Annotated in this window: 19 protein-coding genes; 11 read left to right on the forward strand and 8 right to left on the reverse strand. The window is 75.4% G+C overall.

Going from position 1 to position 19,747, the window contains the following annotated elements:
* Window positions 1-544 precede the first annotated feature (544 nt).
* The 4 genes from IG94_RS0119380 to IG94_RS0119395 are packed head-to-tail and all read left to right on the forward strand — an operon-like array spanning window position 545 to window position 4,175.
* Complete coding sequence (locus IG94_RS0119380; RefSeq protein WP_031038113.1) at window positions 545-1,936, forward strand: MFS transporter; 1,392 nt, start codon at window positions 545-547, stop codon at window positions 1,934-1,936.
* Between the two features lie 58 nt (window positions 1,937-1,994).
* On the forward strand, window positions 1,995-2,507 hold the full coding sequence (locus tag IG94_RS0119385) for a DUF2771 domain-containing protein (RefSeq protein ID WP_224326469.1): 513 nt from the start codon (window positions 1,995-1,997) through the stop codon (window positions 2,505-2,507).
* Complete coding sequence (locus IG94_RS0119390) at window positions 2,477-3,235, forward strand: futalosine hydrolase (RefSeq protein WP_078892350.1); 759 nt, start codon at window positions 2,477-2,479, stop codon at window positions 3,233-3,235. Before IG94_RS0119385 ends, IG94_RS0119390 begins: the two co-directional genes overlap by 31 nt.
* Window positions 3,219-4,175, forward strand: coding sequence for a 1,4-dihydroxy-6-naphtoate synthase (locus IG94_RS0119395; protein WP_372459480.1), 957 nt, complete (start codon window positions 3,219-3,221; stop codon window positions 4,173-4,175). Before IG94_RS0119390 ends, IG94_RS0119395 begins: the two co-directional genes overlap by 17 nt.
* Before the next feature lie 18 nt (window positions 4,176-4,193).
* Here IG94_RS0119395 and IG94_RS44090 read toward each other — a convergent pair whose 3' ends face one another.
* Entirely contained in the window at window positions 4,194-4,577 is a 384-nt protein-coding gene (locus tag IG94_RS44090) for a cold-shock protein (RefSeq protein ID WP_003974650.1), read from the reverse strand.
* 174 nt (window positions 4,578-4,751) lie between these two features.
* Here IG94_RS44090 and IG94_RS0119405 point away from each other — a divergent pair, with 174 nt between their 5' ends.
* Window positions 4,752-5,024, forward strand: a complete 273-nt coding sequence (locus IG94_RS0119405) for a hypothetical protein (protein WP_031038128.1) — start codon at window positions 4,752-4,754, stop codon at window positions 5,022-5,024.
* On the opposite strand, the gene IG94_RS0119410 is transcribed toward IG94_RS0119405, so the two are convergent.
* Complete coding sequence (locus IG94_RS0119410) at window positions 4,979-5,638, reverse strand: HAD family hydrolase (protein ID WP_031038129.1); 660 nt, start codon at window positions 5,636-5,638, stop codon at window positions 4,979-4,981. The genes IG94_RS0119405 and IG94_RS0119410 overlap by 46 nt on opposite strands.
* A gap of 615 nt (window positions 5,639-6,253) precedes the next feature.
* Complete coding sequence (locus IG94_RS0119415; RefSeq protein ID WP_031038131.1) at window positions 6,254-7,279, reverse strand: membrane protein; 1,026 nt, start codon at window positions 7,277-7,279, stop codon at window positions 6,254-6,256.
* Window positions 7,280-7,518: 239 nt separating this feature from the next.
* On the opposite strand from IG94_RS0119415, the gene IG94_RS0119420 reads away from it, so the two are divergent.
* Both IG94_RS0119420 and IG94_RS0119425 read left to right on the forward strand, forming a co-directional pair.
* Entirely contained in the window at window positions 7,519-10,095 is a 2,577-nt protein-coding gene (locus tag IG94_RS0119420) for a helicase C-terminal domain-containing protein (RefSeq protein ID WP_031038133.1), read from the forward strand.
* A 149-nt stretch (window positions 10,096-10,244) separates the two neighbouring features.
* On the forward strand, window positions 10,245-11,891 hold the full coding sequence (locus IG94_RS0119425; protein ID WP_031038136.1) for a DNA repair helicase XPB: 1,647 nt from the start codon (window positions 10,245-10,247) through the stop codon (window positions 11,889-11,891).
* A 23-nt stretch (window positions 11,892-11,914) separates the two neighbouring features.
* On the opposite strand, the gene IG94_RS0119430 is transcribed toward IG94_RS0119425, so the two are convergent.
* The gene (locus IG94_RS0119430) at window positions 11,915-12,094 is read right to left on the reverse strand and encodes a hypothetical protein (protein ID WP_031038139.1); all 180 of its coding nucleotides are present in this window, start codon (window positions 12,092-12,094) and stop codon (window positions 11,915-11,917) included.
* A 315-nt stretch (window positions 12,095-12,409) separates the two neighbouring features.
* On the opposite strand from IG94_RS0119430, the gene IG94_RS0119435 reads away from it, so the two are divergent.
* A complete protein-coding gene (locus IG94_RS0119435; RefSeq protein WP_031038143.1) occupies window positions 12,410-14,485 on the forward strand; it encodes a HelD family protein in 2,076 nt (691 codons plus the stop codon).
* A 95-nt stretch (window positions 14,486-14,580) separates the two neighbouring features.
* Here IG94_RS0119435 and IG94_RS0119440 read toward each other — a convergent pair whose 3' ends face one another.
* Together IG94_RS0119440 and IG94_RS0119445 are read right to left on the reverse strand one after the other, a co-directional pair.
* Window positions 14,581-15,270, reverse strand: coding sequence for a copper homeostasis protein CutC (locus tag IG94_RS0119440; protein WP_031038146.1), 690 nt, complete (start codon window positions 15,268-15,270; stop codon window positions 14,581-14,583).
* 151 nt (window positions 15,271-15,421) lie between these two features.
* Window positions 15,422-16,105 (reverse strand): maleylpyruvate isomerase family mycothiol-dependent enzyme, encoded by a 684-nt coding sequence (locus IG94_RS0119445; RefSeq protein WP_031038149.1) that lies wholly within the window; start codon window positions 16,103-16,105, stop codon window positions 15,422-15,424.
* Between the two features lie 61 nt (window positions 16,106-16,166).
* Here IG94_RS0119445 and IG94_RS0119450 point away from each other — a divergent pair, with 61 nt between their 5' ends.
* Window positions 16,167-16,829: an HD domain-containing protein gene (locus IG94_RS0119450; RefSeq protein WP_031038152.1), complete on the forward strand. Its 663-nt coding sequence runs from the start codon at window positions 16,167-16,169 to the stop codon at window positions 16,827-16,829.
* A 58-nt stretch (window positions 16,830-16,887) separates the two neighbouring features.
* On the forward strand, window positions 16,888-17,949 hold the full coding sequence (locus tag IG94_RS0119455; RefSeq protein ID WP_031038155.1) for a GNAT family N-acetyltransferase: 1,062 nt from the start codon (window positions 16,888-16,890) through the stop codon (window positions 17,947-17,949).
* Here IG94_RS0119455 and IG94_RS0119460 read toward each other — a convergent pair.
* Window positions 17,931-18,209, reverse strand: coding sequence for a DUF4031 domain-containing protein (locus IG94_RS0119460; RefSeq protein ID WP_031038158.1), 279 nt, complete (start codon window positions 18,207-18,209; stop codon window positions 17,931-17,933). The two genes, IG94_RS0119455 and IG94_RS0119460, sit on opposite strands and share 19 nt — an antisense overlap.
* A 13-nt stretch (window positions 18,210-18,222) precedes the next feature.
* Window positions 18,223-18,600, reverse strand: a complete 378-nt coding sequence (locus tag IG94_RS0119465) for a hypothetical protein (RefSeq protein WP_031038160.1) — start codon at window positions 18,598-18,600, stop codon at window positions 18,223-18,225.
* A gap of 68 nt (window positions 18,601-18,668) precedes the next feature.
* Between IG94_RS0119465 and IG94_RS0119470 the strand changes: the two genes are divergently transcribed.
* Window positions 18,669-19,625: a MurR/RpiR family transcriptional regulator gene (locus IG94_RS0119470; protein ID WP_031038161.1), complete on the forward strand. Its 957-nt coding sequence runs from the start codon at window positions 18,669-18,671 to the stop codon at window positions 19,623-19,625.
* The last annotated feature ends 122 nt before the right edge of the window (window positions 19,626-19,747 follow it).

Consider the following 19,747-nt stretch of genomic DNA (forward strand, 5'->3'; position numbering starts at 1 on the left):
CTGTGGACCGCGTCGACGTCCGCGCCCGATCGCGCTCGGGCGCACCTACGTCATCCATTCTGCGGGATGGCCGTACGGCGCGCGGCCGAGAACGTTCGCCACGGCGCGCTACGCACGCTACCTGCTCACGTGCGCTGGGCCTACACCGACGGGAGTTTCGGCCGGGTACGGTCCGGCAACGGCCGGGATGTCGCCCGTCCTGCCCGGGATGTCGTCCTCCCTGCCGGGAGTGTCGCGCGGCGGCCCGGGGTGTCGCCGCCGGACCGGCCGGAGCACCGTCGTGCCCGACCGGCGACGTCACCCGGTGGCATCGCCCGCGCGCCGGCCGCGCAGCGTCACCCGGTGCTGTCATCCGGCGATGTCGCCCGGTGATGTCACCCGGCGGCGTCACCGGGTCGCCGCCCGCAGGGGCCCGCGGTCGTCCCGCGGTCCGCCCGGTCCCCGCCCGGGTTCCCGCCCGGCCGCCGCCATACGGGCCGTCATCGGTCGCGTCATCCGTGGCGTATGGACGCTACAGTCCCGGCTGTCGGGGCACTATGACGGGGTGGCAGCCGCACGGACGGAGTTCAAAAGCGGGAGCCGGAGGCGTGGACCCGGCTCCCGGTTCCGCGCGCTCGGCCGGGTCCTGCGCCTGCCGGTGACCGGCACCGCGCGCGGGATCCGCCGGGCGACGCACGCGCACGGGGCGGGCGAGTCGGGGCTCGGCAAGCTGATCGAGCTGCACGGCGTCAACGGCGCCGGCGACGTGATGATCACCGTCGCGCTGGCCTCGACCGTCTTCTTCTCCGTGCCCACCGACGAGGCCCGCGGCCGGGTCGCGCTCTACCTCGCGATCACCATGGCGCCGTTCACGCTCCTCGCGCCGGTGATCGGCCCGCTGCTCGACCGGCTGCCGCACGGCCGCCGCGCGGCGATGGCGACCGCCATGGGCGCCCGTGCGCTGCTCGCGCTGGTCCTGTCGGGGGCGGTCGCCGCCGGCGGCATCGAGCTGTACCCGGCCGCGCTGGGCGTACTGGTCGCCTCGAAGGCGTACGGGGTGGTGAGAAGCGCCGTGGTGCCACGGCTGCTGCCGCCCCGGGTCTCCCTCGTGAAGGCGAACTCGCGGGTCACGCTGTGCGGGCTGCTCGCCACGGGCGCGGCCGCGCCGATCGGGGCGGGGCTGCAGCAGCTCGGGCCGCCCTGGCCGCTGTACGGGGCGTTCGTGATCTTCGTGGCGGGCACGGTGCTGTCGTTCACGCTGCCGCGCAAGGTGGACTCGGCGCGCGGCGAGGACCGGGCGCTGCTCGCCGCCGACGAGGAGCACCTGCCGGGGCCGCTGCGGGGGCGGAGCAAACGGCCCGGACTGCGCACGGTCGGCCCGGCGGTGACGCACGCGCTGGCCGCCAACGCCGGGATCCGCTGCCTCTCCGGCTTCCTGATCTTCTTCCTGGCGTTCCTGCTGCGGGTGCACCCGATGACCGGGCAGAGCGCGGCGGTCTCGCTCGGCATCGTGGGCGTCGCGGCCGGCGCGGGCAACGCGCTGGGCACGGCGGTCGGGGCGTGGCTGCGCTCCCGGGCACCGGAGATCATCATCGTGACGGTCGTCGCGGTCGCGCTGGGCGCGGCGGTCACGGCGGCGGTGTTCTTCAGCACCGTGCTGGTGGCGTGCCTGGCCGGGGTCGCGGGGTTCGCGCAGGCGCTGGCCAAGCTGTCGCTGGACGCGCTGATCCAGCGGGACGTGCCGGAGCAGGTGCGCACCTCGGCGTTCGCGCGTGCGGAGACGCTGCTCCAGGTCTCCTGGGTCTTCGGCGGCGCGGTCGGCATCGTGCTGCCGCTCAACGGCACGCTGGGCCTGTCGGTGGCGGCCGCGATCATCGCCGCCGGGTGGCTGACGACCGTACGCGGACTGGTCGACTCGGCGCGGCACGGCGGCCCGGCGCGCCCGAGGGTGGCGTGACCACGCCGCGCCGCACCCAGGTGGGGAGCGGGCCCGGGGCGCCGTATAGCCTTCGCCCATGACCACGTTTGCCCGCGGCACTGCCGCTATCGGACACGGCGTAGTGCGACGCCGCCGCGCCGTCGCCGCCGCCGGCGCCGTATCCGCCGGACTGCTCCTGCTGTCCGCCTGTGACGAGCCGACCCCGATGTCGACGGTCACGGTCGGCAGCGACTCGGTCAGCTCCGAGGCCACCTGCGGCGGCGAGGACAAGGCCCTGGACAACGCCGCGATCCAGAAGTGCCTGCAGGACGACGACGTCAAGTCCATCACGGTCAACGCCGACGACACGGTCCGCTTCGGCGTCGACCCGGACGTCGCGGACCAGCGCTGGACGATCCTGATGAACGGTCAGCAGCTCACCGACGACACGGACAACACCTACCGGACGGTCCCGGGCAGCGTGTTCTTCAACGCCCAGTACGGCGCCCAGGGCGACTCCACGCTCGTCACCATCAAGGCCGGTGACGGCAAGACCGGCAGCGAGAAGGCGACCGGCCTGTGGTCCTTCAAGCTGAAGAAGGACAGCTGACCACGTCCTCCCCGCGCATCCTCGTCGCCACCGCGGTGCCCGTCGAACGGGACGCGGTGGCCCGGGCGTTCCCGGAACCGGCCGCCGAGCTGTCCCGTCCCGGTACCGTCCTCCACCGGCTCCCGGACGGCGGCCCCGACCTGCTGGCCGCCGGTGTCGGCCCGGCCCTCGCCGCCGCCTCCACCGCCGCCGCGCTGACCGCCGCGGCCCTCGACGGCGCCCCCTACGCCCTGGTCGTCTCGGCCGGCATCGGCGGCGGCTTCCTGCCGGACGCGCCCGTCGGCTCGCTCGTCGTCGCCGACGAGATCACCGCCGCCGACCTGGGCGCCGAGACCGCCGACGGCTTCCTGCCGGTCACCGACCTCGGGTTCGGCACCGTCACCCACCACCCGCCGGCCGGCCTCGTCGCCGCCGCGGCCACCGCGACCGGTGCCCGGCCGGGCACCGTCCTGACCGGGTCGACCGTCACCGGCACCGCCGAACGCGCCGCGCTGCTGCGCGCGCGCCACCCGCGCGCCCTCGCCGAGGCGATGGAGGGCTTCGGCGTCGCCGAGGCCGCCGCCGCGCACGGTGTGCCGGTACTGGAGCTGCGCGCCGTCTCGAACCCCGTCGGCCCGCGCGACCGGGCCGCCTGGCGCATCGGCGAGGCGCTCGGCGCACTGACGGACGCCTTCGGGAAGCTCGCCCCCGTCCTGAGGAGTTGGACCCCACATGACCCACACGGCTGACACGGCCCACACGGCTGACACGACCGACGCCACCGGCACGGCCGGCACGACCGGCACGACCGAATCCGCTCCCGCGACCGGCGCTGCGGGCGCGGGCGCGGGGACCCTGCGGATCTCCTACTCCCCCTGCCCGAACGACACCTTCGTCTTCGACGCCCTCGCCCACGGCCGGATCCCGGGCGGCCCCGCGCTCGACGTGACGTTCGCGGACATCGACATCACCAACGGCATGGCCGAGCGCGGCGAGTCGGACGTGCTGAAGGTGTCGTACGCCGTCCTGCCGTACGTCCTCGACGACTACGCCCTGCTGCCCTGCGGCGGCGCGCTGGGCCGGGGCTGCGGACCGCTCGTCCTGACGCGGGAGGCGGACGCGGACCTGCGGGGGCGCACGGTGGCGGTGCCCAGCGAGACCTCCACGGCCTACCTCCTCTTCCGCCTCTGGGCGGCGGACACCGTGCCCGGCGGGGTCGGCGAGATCGTGGTCATGCCCTTCCACGAGATCATGCCGGCCGTGCGCGACGGGAGGGTCGACGCCGGACTGGTCATCCACGAGGCGCGCTTCACGTACCGGAACTACGGGCTGCACAAGCTCGCCGACATGGGTGAGCACTGGGAGCGGACCACCGGGCTGCCGATCCCGCTCGGCGCGATCATCGCCCGGCGCTCGCTGGGCGAGCAGACCCTGACCGGGCTGGCGGACGCGATCCGTGCCTCGGTCCGCGCGGCCTGGGACGACCCGGAGGCCTCCCGGCCGTACGTCATGGAGCACGCCCAGGAGATGGACCCGGCCGTGGCCGACCAGCACATCGGCCTGTACGTCAACGAGTTCACCGCCGACCTCGGCGAGGACGGCTACGCGGCGATCCGCGGCCTGCTGACCCGCGCGGCGGCCGAGGGACTGGTGCCGGCCCTCGGCCCGGACGCGCTGGCGTTCCCGTAGGGCCGCGGGGCCGGACGGTCAGACGTCGAGCTGGTCGGCGACCGCGCGGAGCAGTCCGGCGATCTTCTTGCCGGCGGTCTTCTCGGGGTAGCGGCCGCGCTCCAGCATCGGGGTGATGTTCTCCAGGAGCGTCGTCAGGTCCTGGACGATGGAGGCCAGCTCGTCCGGCTTCTTGCGCTGCGCGGCGGCGACCGAGGGGGCCGGGTCGAGCAGGGCCAGGGACAGCGCCTGGTCGCCGCGCTGGCCGGCGACGACTCCGAACTCGACGCGCTGGCCGGGCTTCAGGCTCTCGACTCCGGCGGGGAGGACCGAGGAATGCACGAAGACGTCACCGCCGTCGTCGCGGGAGAGGAAGCCGAAGCCCTTCTCGCTGTTGAACCACTTGACCTTGCCGGTAGGCACGTCTGTCCTCGTCCTCGTACTCGTCGGGATACGCTCGGAAAACTGCTCGAAAACGGCTTTGGATAGCACTTGGGCGGGTCGTCCGGACCCGCCGGGTACCAAGGCTAATGGTCTTCAGGCGGGTGACAAGACGTCCCCCGGCTGTTCTCCAGGCCTGGGAACTACCCTGGTCGGGTGCGTGAACAAACCCAAGCGAATTCCGCCGCGCCCGGCGACCGGCTGATCCGGGCCGGTGCGATCGTCTTCTTCGTCGGCGCCGTCGCCACTCTGGTCACGGTGGCCCCACTGCTGCTGGGCACGACGCCCTTTCCCACCTACATGTTCGGGCTGAGCATGCTGATGGGCGCGGGCTTCCTGGTCGCGGGCGCGGGCGTCCTCCGGTCGATCGCGGCCGGGCGGCGTCAGGCGCGGGCCGCGTCGAGCCCCTCGGCGTCGCCGTCGCGGTAGGCGTCGAGCCAGCCGGGGAGCGCGGTCAGGTCGGCGAGGACGACGTCAGCGCCGGCCGCGCGCAGCTCCCGCGCGTCGCAGGGGCCGGTGGGGACGGCCACGGAGCGGGCGCCCGCGGCCCGGGCTCCGCGCACGTCGCCGACGTGGTCGCCGACGTAGATCTCCGCGCCGTGCTCGCGCAGGGCGACCGCTTTCTGCTCGGCCCACAGGCCGCCGATCACGGCGTCCGGCTCGATGCCGAGGTGGGCAAGGTGCAGCTTGGCGTTGGGTTCGTGCTTCGCGGTGACGACGACCGCCCGCCCGCCGGCCCCGCGCACGGCCCCGATCGCCTCGCGGGCGCCGGGCAGCGCGGGCGTGGGCTCGATCGCGTACGCCGGGTAGATCTCCCGGTACAGGTCGGCGACGGCTTCGATCTCCTCGGCCGGGAACCAGTGGGCCAGCTCCTCGGCCAGCGGCGGCCCGAGCCGGGTGACGGCCAGGTCGGCGTCGACGTACGTCCCCGTCCGCGCGCTCAGTTCCAGGTAGCAGGCCCGGATGCCGGGCCGCGAGTCGATCAGCGTCATGTCGAGGTCGAAACCGACGGTGGGCGCGGGGCGGCGGGTCGTGGAGGACATGGCCCCCATTGTGCCGGGCGCCCCGCGGAGCCGGTCGAGCCCGGTCCCGGCCCAGGTCGGCCCCCGATCCCGGTCGGTCCCGGTGTCGGCCCAGGCGGCCTCAGGTCGCCCGGGTCGGCCGCAGGTCAGTGCCGGTCGACTCAGGGGCGACTCCGGGTGGGCCCCGGTCGGGCCCGGGTGGGACCGGTCGGCCCTCGGGTCGCCCAGGTCGGCCGCAGGCCAGTCCCGGTCGGCTCAGGAACCGCTCCCGGCGGGCCCAGGCCGCCACGCCCGCCACAGATCCGTCCCCGCCGGCTCAGAAGCCGATCCAATCGTGTGCCCGACCAACCCTCAGACCACCCGTACCCGCCACAGGCCCGCCCCGGCCGGCTCGGAAGCCGCTCCTGGCGGGCCCGGCCAGTGCGTCAGGCCGGTCCCGGCCAACCCGAAGACCGCTCAGGATCAGGGTGTCCGCCCGCTCGGCGCTGCGCGCGGTCAGCAGCGGCCGAAGCGTTCCCGGTGACCCCGGCCGGCACCCCACTCGGCCCCGCCCAACCCGACGACCGCTCCGGTCGGTCCCGGCCGACACACAAGGTCTGCCCCGGCCAACCCGACGGCCGCTCCCGGCGACCTCCGTCAGCCGCGGGGGGCGCGGGAGCGCCAGAGCAGGTAGAGGGCGGTGCCCACGGCGGCGGTGCGCAGGACCCAGGGCCAGGTGTCGGCGACGGCGTCGCCGTCGATGTGGCCGTCGGTGCGGTTCCACAGCCAGACGGCTCCGGCGGCGGCGACCGTGCCGGGCAGGCCCAGCACCGCCCACTTCGACTGCGTCGGGGTCAGCCGGCGGGAGAGGTAGGCGATCAGCCAGCCCAGGCCCATCGGGACGAGGCTGCCGAGGACGGCGCCGGCGACGAGCAGGACCGCGGCGATCAGCAGAAGGGGGTTGTTCCAGCCGCCCTGGGGCCAGACGCGGGGCAGCCTGCGGCGGCCCGCCCCCTTCTCCGTCCCGGCGACCGGCTCGACGACCGCCTCCGCCACCGCCTTCCCGTCCGGGGCGGCCTGCTTCTCCCTCTCCGCCTCGGCTTCAGGCCCGGGCGGCGGCTTGAGCAGCTCCGGGATCTCCACGCCGCCGACGAACCCGGGCACGCTGTCGCCGAGGCCGTGCACACCGGCGAACGGCGCGTCGTCGACCCGCCACCAGTCCGGCGGCATGTCGTCGCCGTCCCCCAGCTCCTGGGCGCTCGCCAGGTGCGGAGGGGAGGCGGCGGCAGGGGCGGCCGGGGGTTCGGGCGCGGGTCGCCGCCGGCTCTTGCGCCACTCGATGCCGCGCGGTCCGGTGCCGCGCCGCTCGGTGCCGCCCGGCTCGGCGCGTGGCTCGGGGTCCCGCTGGTCGGGCACGGCGGCGGGGGGCGGCGCGGCCGGCCGGCGTGCCGGGCCCGTGCCGCCCGCCGCGGTGACGAGGTCGTCGGGGCTGCCGATCCGGTCCAGGATGCGGCGGACGGCGGCGGGACTGTCCACGGTCGTCCTGGCGCGGTGCCGGTCGATCTCGCCGCGCAGCTCGGACACCAGCCGCATGCGGTCAGCCGACGGCAACTGCCGCTGCTGGGCCACGTCGCCGACGCGGCTCAGATACTCGAAGACGACCTGATCGCTCTCGATCCCCACGTTCCCCTCCGGGACGGTGCGCGGCAAAACCCGTGGCACGACGGTACCGAATCCCGGCGTGCACCTGCGGACAACTGCGCCGGGCAGCGCGCCCCGCCCCGGCCGGCCACCACCCCCGGGCCACGCGGCGAAGCCGGGCCGCACCACCCCCGGCCACCGGACGACGCCGGCCCCGGAACCGCCTCACCGCACCCCGCACCGCACCCCCTCCCCGCGCCCCACCCGCTAACGTGGGCCGGATGAGCCCCGAGGAGAAGCCCGCGGCAGCCCCCCGCTCCCTCGCGGAAGCGCTCCGCGTCAGGGACGACGTGTCCCTGGCCGCCCTCCTGCGCAGCCGCCCCGACCTCGTCACCCCCGTCCCCACCGACCTCACGCAGCTCGCCACCCGCGCCGGCACCCGCGCCTCGGTCGTCCGGGCCCTGGAGCGCCTGGACCGCTTCGCGCTGCAGACGGCGGAGGCGCTGGCCGTGGCGGCGGACCCGGCGCCGTACGGCGAACTGCTCCGCCTGATGGCCGGCGACGAGGCGGACCCCGCCGTGGCCGCCGCGCTCCCCCGCGCCGTGGCCCTGCTGCGCGAGCAGGCGCTGCTGTGGGGCGCCGACGACCGGCTGCGCCTGGTGCGCACCGCCCGCGAGCTGCTCGCGCCGTCGCCGCAGCACCCGTCCCCGACCGGGCTCGGCCCCACCGTGCGGGAGGCGACGGCGGGGATGTCCCCGGGCCGGATCCAGGAGATCCTCACCACCGTCGGCCTGTCCTCGACGCACGACTCCGTCTCCGCCGTGTCCGCGCTCGGTGAGCTGTTCACCGACCGGAAGCGGATGGCGGCGCTCCTCGCCGCACTGCCCGGGGACTCCCGGGAGGTGCTGGACCGGCTGGTGTGGGGCCCGCCGTACGGGCAGGTCACCCACGACCCCGCCGCGCACCTGCGCGCGCTCCTCGACCGCGGCCTGCTGCTGCCGACCGCGCCCGGCACCGTCGTACTGCCGCGCGAGGTGGCCCTGCACCTGCGCGCGGGCCGGGCGCACCGCGCGCCGGAGCCGGTGCCGCCGCCGGTGGAGGCCGCCGCCACGCACCGTCCCCAGGTGGTGGACGCCACCGCGGCCGGACAGGCCCTGGCGGCGCTGGCGACCGTCGACGAGCTGCTGAAGGAGTGGGACGAGGGCGGCCCGACGGTGCTGCGGGCCGGCGGCCTGAGCGTGCGGGACCTGAAGCGCACGGCCGTCGCCCTGGACGTGTCCGAGCCGGTCGCGGCGTTCTGGCTGGAACTCGCCTACGCGGCCGGGCTGATCGCCTCCGACGGGGAGGCCGACGAGCGGTACGCGGCGACCCCGGCGTACGACGAGTGGCGGGAGTTGCCGACCGGCGAGCGCTGGGCGCGGCTCGCGGCGGCGTGGCTGCCGGCCACCCGGACGCCGGGCGTGGTCGGCGGGCGGGACGCGAAGGACCGTACGCTCTCGGCGCTGGGCCCGAACCTGGACCGTTCGGCGGCGCCGGAGGTACGGCACCGGGTGCTGGCCCTGCTGGCGGGGCTGCCCGAGGGCGCCTCGCCGGGGGCGGAGTCGGTGCTGGCCCGGCTGCGCTGGGAGCGTCCGCTGCGCGGGCCCCAGCGGGACCGGCGGGCGCCCGGCGACGACGACCTGCGGTCGCGGCTGGCCCGGTGGACGCTGTCCGAGGCCGAGTTGCTGGGCATCACCGGCCGGGGCGCGCTGGCCGCGCCGGGGCGGGCCCTGATCGGGGCGCCCGAACCGTCCCACCCCGCGCCGCAGTCGGCGCCGGAGCCCGAGGGGCCCGGCGACAAGCTCCCCGTGCACCACCACACGCCCCCCGTGCCCGTCCCCGCAGGCCCCCCGGAACGCGCCGCCGCCACCGCGCACGCCGCCCGGCTGCTCGCGCCGCTGCTGCCCGAGCCGCTGGACCACGTGCTGCTCCAGGCCGACCTGACGGCGGTGGCGCCGGGGCCGCTGGAGCGTGAGCTGGCCGATGTGCTGGGCGTGCTCGCGGACGTGGAGTCCAAGGGCGGCGCGACCGTCTACCGGTTCACGCCGGGCTCGGTGCGCCGCGCCCTCGACGCCGGGCAGACCGCCGCCGACCTGCACGCCTTCCTCACCCGGCGCTCCCGCACGCCGGTTCCGCAGCCGCTGACGTATCTGATCGACGACGTGGCCCGGCGGCACGGGCGGCTGCGGGTGGGCGCGGCCTCGGCGTACGTGCGCTGCGACGACGACGCCACGCTGGACGAGATCCTCGCCGACAAGCGGGCCGCGGGTCTCGGCCTGCGCCGTCTGGCGCCGACGGTGCTGGCCGCGCAGGCCGACCCGGCGGTGCTCCTGGAGGGGCTGCGCGCGATCGGGTTCGCGCCGGCCGCCGAGTCCGCCGCCGGTGACGTGGTGATCGCCCGCGCGGACTCCCGGCGCACTCCGCCCCGGACGGCGCCCGAGCCGGTCCCGGACGGTCCGCCGGCCCCGGACGACACGCTCCTGACCGCCGCGATCCGTGCCGTCCGGGCGGGCGACCTGGCCGCCACCACCCCGCGCAAACCCGGCCCCGGGGACGGCGAGGACGGTGCCCCGGGCGGCGAACTGCCCCGCACGGGTGCCGCCGAGACCCTGGCCACCATGCAGGCGGCGGTGCTGACCGGCGAGGCGCTGTGGATCGGCTACGTGAACGCGGAGGGCGCCGCCAGCCAGCGCGTGATCGCGCCGATCCGGGTCGAGGGCGGCTTCGTCACGGCGTACGACCACACGGCGGACGAGGTGCGCACCTATCCGCTGCACCGCGTCACGGGCGTGGCGGAACTGGCCGACGACGCGCGCTGACGGAATACGCGCGGGAGCTTCCGCGCACTCGCGGGTGTGCGGCGTGATCCCTCGCTCTGCGGCAGCCCCGCCCCGCGATCAGGCACACTGGACGTTTGGCCGCTCCGTCCAGTCGCCGTCGGCCGCTCGCACGCGAAAGGGTGCCGCCCGTGAATGGTCCGCTGATCGTCCAGTCCGACAAGACCCTGCTCCTCGAAGTCGACCACGAGCAGGCCGGCGACTGCCGCCGCGCCATCGCGCCCTTCGCCGAGCTGGAGCGGGCCCCCGAGCACATCCACACCTACCGGGTGACCCCGCTGGGCCTGTGGAACGCGCGGGCGGCGGGCCACGACGCCGAGCAGGTCGTGGACGCCCTCGTCGAGTACAGCCGCTACCCCGTGCCGCACGCGCTGCTCGTCGACATCGCCGAGACGATGGACCGCTACGGCCGCCTCACCCTCTCCAAGCACCCGGCGCACGGACTGGTCCTGACGACCACCGACCGGCCGGTCCTGGAGGAGGTGCTGAAGTCGAAGCGGATCGCGCCGCTGGTCGGTGCCCGCATCGGCGACGACGCGGTGGCGGTCCACCCCTCCGAGCGCGGGCAGATCAAGCAGACGCTGCTGAAGCTGGGCTGGCCCGCCGAGGACCTCGCCGGGTACGTCGACGGCGAGGCGCACCCCATCGAGCTGGCCGAGGACGGCTGGGCGCTGCGCCCGTACCAGAAGCAGGCCGTGGAGAACTTCTGGCACGGCGGCAGCGGTGTCGTCGTCCTCCCCTGCGGCGCGGGCAAGACGCTGGTGGGCGCCGGGGCGATGGCGCAGGCCAGGTCGACGACGCTGATCCTGGTCACCAACACCGTCTCCGCCCGGCAGTGGAAGCACGAGCTGGTGAAGCGGACGAGCCTGACCGAGGACGAGATCGGCGAGTACAGCGGCACCCGCAAGGAGATCCGGCCGGTCACCATCGCGACGTACCAGGTGCTGACGACCCGGCGCAAGGGCGTCTACCCGCACCTGGAGCTGTTCGACTCCCGGGACTGGGGGCTGATCGTCTACGACGAGGTGCACCTGCTGCCCGCACCGGTCTTCAAGTTCACGGCGGATCTGCAGGCGCGCCGCCGCCTCGGCCTGACCGCGACCCTGGTGCGCGAGGACGGCCGCGAGTCGGACGTGTTCTCCCTCATCGGCCCGAAGCGGTTCGACGCGCCGTGGAAGGAGATCGAGGCGCAGGGCTACATCGCGCCCGCCGACTGCGTGGAGGTCCGGGTCAACCTCACCGACGCGGAGCGGCTCGCGTACGCCACCGCCGAGACGGAGGAGAAGTACCGCTTCTGCGCGACGACCGACACCAAGCGCAAGGTGACGGAGGCGATCGTGCGGCGCTTCGCCGGGCAGCAGGTCCTCGTCATCGGCCAGTACATCGACCAGCTCGACGAGCTGGGCGAGCACCTGGGCGCGCCGGTCATCAAGGGCGAGACGTCCAACGCCCAGCGCGAGAAGCTCTTCGAGTCCTTCCGCCGGGGCGAGATCAGCGTCCTCGTCGTGTCGAAGGTCGCCAACTTCTCGATCGACCTGCCGGAGGCGACGGTCGCCATCCAGGTGTCGGGCACCTTCGGGTCCCGGCAGGAGGAGGCCCAGCGCCTGGGCCGGGTGCTGCGGCCGAAGGCCGACGGCCACCAGGCGCACTTCTACTCGGTCGTCGCCCGCGACACCCTCGACCAGGACTTCGCCGCCCACCGGCAGCGCTTCCTGGCGGAGCAGGGCTACGCCTACCGGATCATGGACGCGGACGAGGTCCTGGCGGAGGACGCCTGACCGGCCGCCGTTCCGGGGCGTGGTTAGCGGCGGCGGACGCCCGCCTCTTCGCCGTACTCGCCGAGTACGACCACGTCGAGGGCGGCGCCGGCGAACACCCTGACGGCGCGCAGGGCGTCGCCGAGCCGGTGCCGGTGGCTGCCGGCCACCGGTGTGGCACCGGAGGCGCGGCCTGGGGCTGGGGAGATGGTTGCTGCGCTCATGTCTCCATGGTGCGACCGCGCCCCCTCCGGCGGCATCGGTCTCGGGAGCGAATCCCGTCCACCCTCGCGTACACCTCCGGGTGGACCCATGCCCCTCAGGTCGGAGACACCGACCCCTAGGGGTCGGCACCGCGGCGGGGCCGGCACCGCGGCCCCGGAAAACGGTTGGCCGCAGCCGCCCCCGCTCCCCTAGAATCTCCGCTCTTGCCCGCCTCCCCCAGCGGAGTGCTGCCCTCCGGACGGAAACCGGTCGGCCCACCGCGCGCGCGGACCGCGCCCGCCGTCACCACCCGCAGGTCATCCGGAGGCACCCCCTTGTCCACGCCCGCCCACGACGATCCCCTCTCCGACGCCCCTCTTTCCGCCGACCCCCTCGCCAGAGAACGCTCCCACCTGGCCGCCTCCCGTTCCGCCCTGCGTGCCATGCGCGAGGACGTGGAGTCCCTGGACATCGCCGACGTGACCGCGAACTGGGTCAACGCGGCCGTCCTGGAGAAGCAGATCGAGGATCGCATCAAGGCGCTCGCCGACCTCAGCGAGACCCCGCTCTTCTTCGGCCGGCTCGACTACCTGCACGCGCCGGGCGCGGAACAGGCCGAGGGCGGGGAGGGGGAACTCTTCTACGTCGGCCGCCGGCACGTGCACGACACGGACGGCGACCCGATGGTGATCGACTGGCGGGCGCCGGTGTCCCAGCCGTTCTACCGGGCGTCGAAGAAGGACCCGCAGGACATCTCGCTGCGCCGCCGGTTCGGCTACACCGGCGGCGACCTGACGGCGTACGAGGACGAGCACCTGTCCGACCCGGCCGAGACCGCCGTCACCAGCAAGCTGCTCCAGCAGGAGATCGAGCGGCCCCGCGTCGGCCCGATGCGCGACATCGTGGCGACGATCCAGCCCGAGCAGGACGAGATCGTGCGCGCCGGGCTGAGCGGCTCCGTCTGCGTGCAGGGCGGGCCCGGCACCGGCAAGACCGCCGTCGGCCTGCACCGGGTCGCCTACCTCCTGTACGCGCACCGCGAGCGGCTGGCCCGCACCGGCACGCTGGTCATCGGCCCGAACCGGTCCTTCCTGCACTACATCGAGCAGGTGCTGCCCGCCCTCGGCGAGCTGGCGGTCCGCCAGGCGACCGTGGACGACCTGGTGGCCCACGTCGAGGTGCGCGGCGCCGACGAGGCGGCGACGGCGGTGGTCAAGGGCGACGCGCGGATGGCCGAGGTGCTGCGCAGGGCGCTGTACTCGCACGTCGCGATGCCCACCGAGGGGATCGTGGTGGTGCGCGGCTCGCGCCGCTGGCGGGTGCCGGTGTACGAGCTGGAGGAGATCGTCCGCGAGCTGCTCGCCCGCGACATCCGCTACGGCGCCGCGCGCGAGGCCCTGCCGCAGCGCATCGCGCACGCCGTGCTGGTGCAGATGGAGCGGGCGGGCGAGGCGCCGGACGACCGGGTGCAGAACACGGTGGCGCGCAACGCCGCCGTGAAGGCCGCGGTGAAGGCGGTGTGGCCGCAGGTCGACCCGGCGAAACTGGTTCTGCGCCTGCTGTCCGACGCGGACTTCCTCGCCGAGCACGCCGAGGGGGTCCTCGACGCGGACGAGCAGAAGGCGGTGCTGTGGGTGAGGCCGGCCCGCTCGGTGAAGTCGGCCGGGTGGTCGCCGGCGGACGCCGTGCTGATCGACGAGGCCACCGACCTGGTCGAGCGCACCCACTCCCTCGGGCACGTGGTCCTCGACGAGGCGCAGGACCTCTCGCCGATGCAGTACCGCGCGGTGGGCCGGCGCTGCACCACCGGTTCCGCGACCGTCCTCGGCGACCTGGCGCAGGGCACCACGCCGTGGGCGACGCGGAGCTGGTCCGAGGCCCTGTCGCACCTGGGCAAGGGCGAGGCCGTGGTGGAGGAGCTGACGGCCGGTTTCCGTGTGCCGACGGACGTGATCGCGTACGCCTCCCGGCTGCTGCCGCACATCGCGCCGGGGCTGACGCCGGTGGCGTCGATCCGGGAGAACCCGGGCTTCTTCGAGATCCGCGCGGCGGACGCCGGTGCGGCCGGCGTCCTCGCGGCCTGCCGCGAGCTGCTGGAGCGGGAGGGCTCGGTCGGCCTGATCGCCGCCGACGCGCGGGTGCCGGAGCTGGCGGCGGCGCTGGAGGCGGCCGGGATCGGGCACGTCGGCCCCGGCGAGGAGACCACCCCGGCCGTCCGGCTGACCCTGGTCCCGGCCTCGCTGGCCAAGGGCCTGGAGTACGACTACGTGGTCCTGGACGAGCCGCGCGCCGTGGTCGACGGCGAGCCGGACGAACGGACGGGCCTGCGCCGCCTGTACGTCGCGCTGACCCGCGCGGTGTCGGGCCTCGTGGTGACCCACGCGACGGGGCTGCCCCCGCAGCTGGGCTGAGACGGCGGCGGCCGGCCGCGGAGGCGGCTGCGGGGCGCCGGGCCGCGCCGTCCGCCCCGTGCGGGCACCGGACCGGCCGTGCTCGCGGCCGGCGCTCAGTCCCCCAGTGCCCGCCGCCACTCCCCCACCGCGTCCGCCGAGACCGGGGCGCTCCATCCGGCGGGCCGGGCCGCGCCGCCGATGTGGAAGGCGTCGACGCCCGCGGCCCGGAGGTCCGGTACGTGCTCCAGGCGCAGGCCGCCGCCGACCAGCAGTTGCTGCTCGTAGCCCTGCTCTCCCCGCCGCCGGGCCTCCGCGAGCAGTACGGCCATGCCCGCGTCCACGCCCGCGGCCGAGCCGGCCGTCAGGTAGGTGTCCAGCCCCGGGAAGTCCGCGAGCTGCTTGCGGAGCGCGTCCCGGTTGGCGGCGTGGTCGATCGCGCGGTGGAACGTCCACCGGCATCCGTCCAGCACCGCCGCGACCCGCTCCACCGCGTGCAGGTCCACGTCACCGGCCGGGTCGAGGAAGCCGAGCACGAACTCCGTGGCCCCGGCCTCCCGCAGCTGCCCGGCGACCCGCGTGAGCCGTTCGGCGTCCCCGGCGGCGAACCCGTCCGCGAGCCGCAGCATGACGCGCAGGTCGATGTCGACGGCGGCACGGATCGCGGCGACGGTGGCGGCCGGCGGGGTGAGTCCGTCGGCCGCCATGTCGGTGACCAGTTCGAGGCGATCCGCGCCTCCGGCCTGGGCGGCGACCGCGTCCTCGACGTCGAGGGCGATCACCTCCAGGACTGCACGCTTGCTCATGGGACCCCAATCGTCGGGCATTCGGCGGCTTTCGGCAGGCTTCGGCGGGCTTCGGCGGCGGGCATGCGTGGCCCCCTACAGGTCTAGTCCAATCTAAGACTACGCCCGGACCGCCGGCTCACGGGGCACCCGTCCGCCCTGGCCGGCGCGCTCAGCCGCTGAACAGGTTCAGCTCGGCCGCCTCCACCCCGGCCAGCTCGTACCCGTCCACGCCGTCCGTGACCCGGCCCGCGTACAGCCGTACGAGGGTGGCGGCGTCGCCGAGGAAGCGGCCCGGCGGCCGCTCGCCGCTGGCCGCGCCCAGTTTCAGGGGTTCGTCGACGTCGTCGAGGTCGGCGTGGAGCGCCACGTGGCCGCGTTCGCGGGTGAGCGTCGAGAGCAGCGCGAGCACCTCCGGCAGCGCACGCCCGGCGTACGCTCCCGGCTCGCCCAGAGCCGCCCGCACATCACCGGCGTGCACCCACTCGCCGAGCGCAAGCCCGTCCAGCGCGCCGCCCGCGCGGGCGATCACCTCGCCGGCGTCGGTCAGACCGCGCTCCAGCTCGTCGACGACGCGGGAGTGGGGCCAGTCCGCGCGTTCGGCGATGTCGCGGTCGTTGGACTCGGGGGAGAAGACACCGTCCTCGAAGCGGTTCTCGACCGTCCGGGTCAGCGCGGCGGAGCTGTGCGCCAGGACGTCGCGCACGGTCCAGCCCGGACACGCGGCCACCGGCAGCGCGAAGTCCGTGTCGGGACGGGACCGGAGCAGGGGGACCAGTTCGTCCCGCTCGATGGTCAGCAGCCGGCCGGGCAGCTCGGGGTCGCGTACGGCGTGCACGTCTGCGGGAGTCGTCATGGACCCCACGTTAGGGGCGGGGCGCCACGGGCGGGACCGGGCCGTCTGGAAGGATGCGCGCATGGCCGATCCGGACGTCCTGCGCTCACGCTTCGCCCACGCCCTGGCCGGAGCCGCCGCCCCCGGCCCGGGCGCCGACCCCGCGCCGTACGCCGACAACCTGATCGCCCGCTGGCAGGAGCCCCAGCGGCGCTACCACACCCTCGCGCACCTCACCGCGGTCCTGGACCATGTCGACGCGCTGGAGGAGTACGCCGTCGACGCCGACGCGGTCCGCCTGGCCGCGTGGTTCCACGACGCCGTGTACCTGCCGGACCGGTCCGAGAACGAGGAGCGTTCGGCGCGGCTCGCCGAGCGCGCCCTGCCCGAGGCCGGGGTGCCGGCCGGGAGGACCGCCGAGGTGGCCCGGCTGGTGCGGCTCACCGTCACGCACGCCCCGGACGACGGCGACCGCGACGGGCAGGTGCTGTGCGACGCGGACCTGGCGGTCCTCGCCTCGCCGCCCGCGGGGTACGCGGCGTACACGGCGGCCGTCCGCGAGGAGTACCACTTCGTGCCGGACGAGGCCTTCCGCGAGGGCCGCGCCGCGATCCTGCGCCAACTCCTCGGCCTGCCCCGCCTCTTCCACACCCCGCACGGCCGGCGCGCGTGGGAGGCGACCGCCCGCCACAACCTCGCCGGCGAGCTGGAAATGCTGTCGCTCCCGGACACGCCGGGCCTCTAGCCTGCCCGGCATGGGAAGCATGGGTGGGGTCGCGGGCGGGGAACTCGGCGCGGAACAGGTGGAGGCGGCCGTCGCGGGCGCCGTCGCGCTGCTGGCGACGGCGGCGGACCGGGACTGGGATGCGGTGCGGGCGGGGCGGCTGGAGTGGAGCTGCCGGTACACGGCGGAGCACGTCGCGGGCGATCTCATCGCGTACGCCGGTCAGTTGGCCGGACGCGCCACCACGGCGTACGTGCCCTTCGAGATCACCCTGGACGAGGGCACGGGCAACGAGGGCGTGCTGCGGGTGATCGAGACGACCGGCGCCCTGCTCGCCGCCACCCTGCGCACCACCCCGCGCGAGGTCCGGGCCTTCCACCCGTACCCCTACCGCAGCGCGAACCGCGAGGGCTTCGCCGCCATGGGGGTCGCCGAGGTGCTCCTGCACACGCACGACATCGCGGAGGGCCTCGGCCTGTCCTACGAGCCGCCCGCCGGGCTGTGCGCGGACGTGCTGACCCGGCTCTTCCCGCACGTGCGGCCCGGCGGGGACGCCTGGCGCACCCTGCTGTGGGCCACCGGCCGCGGCGAGCTGCCCGGCCGCGCGCCGGTCACCGAGTGGCGCTGGCGCAACAACCTGGTGGTCCCGGCCGAGCGGCTCACCCTCCAGGGCGTCACGCCCGCCGCCGCCACCGACCTCGCGGCGGGCGGCGACGGCGGTTTCGCGTGGGTCGACGGCGGCCCCCTGGAGGGCACCCGCTTCTCCGCCGGGATGGTGCTGAAGGCGTACGAGGCGGGCACGCACCGGCCGGAGTGGGGCGTCTTCGTGCTTGTCCGGCGCGCGGACGGGCGCGCGGTCGGCGGCATCGGGTTCCACGGGGCGCCGGACGAGGACGGCCGCGTGGAGATCGGCTACGACCTCGCCGAGGCCGCCCGGGGCAACGGCTACGCGACCGAGGGCCTGCGGGCGCTGTCCGCGTGGGCGCTGGACCGCGACGAGGTGACGTCCGTGTTCGCGACGACCGAGCCGCACAACGCCGCGTCCCAGGCGGTGATCGCCCGCGCCGGTTTCCGCCGGGCCACGGTCGTGGAGGAGCACGGCGGGGAGAGCGGGCAGTACGCCTACGAGCTGCGCCGCTGACCGCTCCCCTTGCGCCTGCGCAGTCCCGCCCCGTGCAGCAGCCGCACCACCTCGCGGCTGCTGACCTCCCGCGCACCGGCCGAGACCGCGTCGGCGTACCGGTGTGCGGGCAGGTCGTAGTGGTCGCGCTCGAAGGCGCGGCGGGGCACGCCGAGGGTCTCGGCGAACGCGTGCAGTTCGGCGTAGGAGACGTCGCTGACCAGGTGCGACCAGAGGCGGCCGTGGCCCGGCCAGGCGGGCGGGTCGATGTAGAGGGTCATCGGCGGGTCCTCATCAGGAGGTGCCGCCAATGGCCGCGCCGAGCGAACCGACCGCCGCCACGTCGACGCCGGCCTTGTGGCACACCCAGTGCGGGTCGGGGCCGAGTTCGGGCTCGACCTCCAGGGCGTGCGGGTCGCCGGAGCCGCACACCGGGCACAGCGGCCAGCGGCCGTACCGCTCAAGGAGCGCGTCCTGCACGTCCTGCGCGACCAGCCCGGCCACGTACGGCGCCCCGTCGGGCCACTGCTCGACCCACCAGCGCCGCTGCACGACGGACTCCTCGACCAGCGACACCACGTCCGGCTCGGCGACCTGGCCGGCCACCAGGTCGGCGAGGACGAGGGCACGGGCGGCGTGCAGCGTCTGCTCCAGGGGGCTGATGGGGTCCATGCGTCCATTGTGCGCACTCCCGAACCGCGCTCTTGACCCGTGGACCGGAACGAAAATATCTTTCACGAGTGACCGATGAAGTGAAGGAAACTTTCGTCCGTGCCTCCGGGGGCCGGCGCGCCACCGGCGGCGGCAGCGCGCCGCCCGCGCCCGCCGCCCTCGCGGCCAAGGTCCGCACGCTGGCGCCGTCGATGACCCGCTCCATGCAGCGGGTCGCCGAGGCCGTCGCGGGCGACCCGGCGGGCTGCGCTGCCCTCACGGTCACCGGCCTGGCCGAGCTGACCGGCACCAGCGAGGCGACCGTCGTGCGCACCGCCCGGCTGCTCGGCTACCCCGGCTACCGCGACCTGCGCCTCGCGCTGGCCGGGCTCGCCGCCCAGCAGCAGTCCGGGCGGGCGCCCGCCATCACGACGGACATCGCGGTCGACGACCCGATCGCGGACGTGGTCGCCAAGCTGGCCTACGACGAGCAGCAGACCCTCGCCGACACCGCCGCCGGGCTCGACACCGTGCAGCTCGGCGCGGCCGTCGCCGCACTCGCCGCCGCCCGCCGCACCGACGTGTACGGCATCGGCGCCTCCGGCCTGGTCGCCCAGGACCTCACCCAGAAACTGCTGCGGATAGGGCTCATAGCCCACGCCCACAGCGACCCGCACCTCGCCGTCACCAACGCGGTGCAGCTGCGGGCCGGCGACGTCGCCCTCGCGATCACGCACTCCGGCTCGACGGGCGACGTCATCGAACCGCTGCGGGCCGCCTTCGAGCGCGGCGCGACGACCATCGCCGTCACCGGCCGCCCCGACGGGCCCGTCACGCAGTACGCCGACCACGTACTGACCACGTCCACGTCGCGGGAGAGCGAGCTGAGGCCGGCGGCGATGTCGTCCCGGACGAGTCAGCTGCTGGTGGTGGACTGCCTGTTCGTGGGGGTGGCGCAGCGGACCTACGAATCGGCCGCACCCGCGCTGGCCGCCTCCTACGAGGCGCTGGCCCACCGGCACGGGCCGCTCCGCGGAAGGCCGTAGGACGGTCGTACCGCCGGGCACAGGGCCCAGCGCCCAGCCCACCGGGCACCGGGCACCGGGCACCGGGCACCGGCACAGCGCACCGAACGCATCACCCAGCAGACGCAGAGCGCCGACAAGAG

The sequence above is a fragment of the Streptomyces olivaceus genome (genome assembly GCF_000721235.1).
Classification (GTDB): Bacteria; Actinomycetota; Actinomycetes; order Streptomycetales; family Streptomycetaceae; genus Streptomyces; species Streptomyces olivaceus.